Genomic DNA, 2,480 nt, shown 5'->3' with positions numbered 1-2,480 from the left:
AATACAAAGTCTAGTGATGATGGCAAAGAGGTCACACCCGTTCCCATACCGAACACGGAAGTTAAGCTCTTTAGCGCCGATGGTAGTTGGGGGCTTCCCCCTGTGAGAGTAGGACGTCGCTAGGCAACAAAACAGTCAGCTGTGCGCTGACTGTTTTTTTATTGTATCTTTTGAAAACCCCTTGCTATGCGAGAGGCTCTCAATGAATAATAAAAATTTAGCACACACTACATGGAATTGTAAGTATCACATCGTCTTTGCGCCAAAATATAGAAGGCAGATATAGGTAGAATTCTTCGCCAGTTATGTGAAAGAAAAGGAGTCGAAATCATTGAAGCTACAGCCTATCCTGATCATATTCGTATGTTGATGAGATTCCGCCCAAAATAAGTGTTTCATCGTTTGTGGGTTATTTGAAAGGGAAGAGTAGTTTAATGATATTCGATTGCCATAGGAACCTGAAATAGAGATATGGAAATAGGAAGTTTTGGTGTCGCGGATATTATTTAGATACAGTAGAACGAAACAGAAAAATCATACAGGAATATATAAAAAATCAATTGCAAGAGGATATTCTTGAGGATCAAACGACCATGAAAGAATTCATTGATCCATTTACAGGAGAAGAAATACAAGCAAAAATAATAAAACCACTTTAGTGGTAGCGTGAAAATGGAGTGCGGTTGGCGTACCTTTCAGCGTTTCTTTAGACATGGGCCAGTACCCCAGCGTTTCACGCGTAGAGCAAACCACCAGTTAGACTGGTGGTTCTGATTCATTGTAATCTTAGCACTATATAGGAGGGGTTAGAAAGCTATTAACTAAGTCAGTTTAAAATTTTCAAGCCTTCATCAAGCCTTCAGTGAAAGGATAAAATTAGAAGTAAACAACAGCGTAACTTTTTTTCAATTAAATAATATTAATACCACCAGTACACCCTTATAAGACATAGTTAATATAGATAAGAGCCTTTCATTACTGTTGGGGGCTTATGCCCTTTATTTCTTATTAAATATATGTTCTACACTAAAAATTTTTGAAACTGAAATTATTGTTGCAACATAAATTATGATTTAAGTAGCTCTATACATTTCTTAGAATAACCATATTTCGCTGCATATTCTTATATGCTACTGTTATTGAATTTTAGCTAAACACTTCGTTTTAGAGTTCGTTTTAGTGCTTGCTACTATCTACATAAGAATCGTCAAAAAAATAGAAAATTTAGTTCTATTCGTCATTCTTCATCCTTATACTGTAAAGATTACATCAAAAAGGAGAGGAAATTTTGTGGATTGATGGCGTGTTTTCTGGTGGCGGTTTGAAGGGCTTTGCATTAGTAGGGGCATATCAAGTACTAGAAGCTGAACATTTTCGATTTAAACGTGTAGCTGGTACAAGTGCAGGTGCCATTTTAGCTGCCTTTATTGCTGCAGGATATAGTGGAAAAGAGATAGAAATGATGCTAGAAGAGTTAGATGTTCCTTCATTACTAGATCCAAGAAGAACAATTTTACCTTTTCCTTTTATGAAATGGGTAAATGTTTATAATCATTTAGGTCTCTATAAAGGAAAGGCCTTAGAAAAATGGTTTTTCCAAAAGCTAGCAGCAAAAGGAGTATACACTTTTGGTGATCTGCCTAAAGATTCACTTAAGTTAGTAGCTTCAGATTTAACCAATGGTAGAATGATTGTTTTACCAGACGATTTGTATAAATATCAAATTGAAGCAAAGAATTTTTCAGTTGCTTGTGCGTTACGCATGAGTTGTGGTATACCTTTTTTCTTTGAACCAGTTACATTAAAGACTGGGAAGGGTGAATCGGTTATAGTGGATGGTGGTGTTTTAAGTAATTTTCCACTATGGATATTCGATGATAAAGAAGGTCGGAAAGTACGTCCGATTTTAGGCCTGAAACTGAGCAGAAGAAGAGAAGAACAATGTCCTCAAGAAATTAAGAATGGTCTAAATTTATTTGAGGCACTATTTTCAACTATGAAAGATGCTCATGATGAAAGGTATATATCAAGACGACATGAAAGAGATATTATTTTTATTCCTGTAGAAGATTATAGTGCTACCCAATTTGATTTAAATGAAGAAACAAAAGAAACTCTATTAGAAATAGGAAGAAACCGTACAATTCAATTTTTACGAAATTGGCCAAGGTTGAGGTTATAATTATTTTTAAAAATTAATTATAAAACTATTGACCAATGACAAATAGGGTGTTATTATATAAAAGTTGCTGTTGAGATACGCAGCTACTAAAATATAAAATAAAATAACTGTTTGACATTAAATATAAAACATGTTATTATATAAAAGTTAACTCTTACAGAAGAGTAAACAAAATGAACCTTGAAAACTGAACAAGCAAAACGTAATCAATAAAGTTTTAAGTAACTAGCTTCGGTTAGTGAACGAAACACAATTTTGGACATCAAACATGATGCCAGCAAAACAATTTGAGCTAATC

1 protein-coding gene, 1 rRNA gene and 1 pseudogene are annotated in these 2,480 nt (G+C 34.2%); all 3 read left to right on the top strand.

Going from position 1 to position 2,480, the window contains the following annotated elements:
- The first annotated feature begins 9 nt into the window (after positions 1-9).
- The 3 genes and pseudogenes from rrf to RCJ95_RS23690 all read left to right on the top strand — a co-directional run bounded on the left by rrf (position 10) and on the right by RCJ95_RS23690 (position 2,182).
- Positions 10-125 (top strand): 5S ribosomal RNA (rrf, locus tag RCJ95_RS23700).
- A 77-nt stretch (positions 126-202) separates the two neighbouring features.
- Positions 203-659: pseudogene (gene tnpA, locus RCJ95_RS23695) on the top strand (IS200/IS605 family transposase).
- Between the two features lie 629 nt (positions 660-1,288).
- Positions 1,289-2,182: a patatin-like phospholipase family protein gene (locus RCJ95_RS23690; protein ID WP_257520885.1), complete on the top strand. Its 894-nt coding sequence runs from the start codon at positions 1,289-1,291 to the stop codon at positions 2,180-2,182.
- The last annotated feature ends 298 nt before the right edge of the window (positions 2,183-2,480 follow it).

The organism is Lysinibacillus sp. BSL11, from assembly GCF_052928325.1.
The sequence above is the reverse complement of the archived record's forward strand: the minus strand, read 5'-3'. Positions and strand labels throughout refer to the sequence as shown.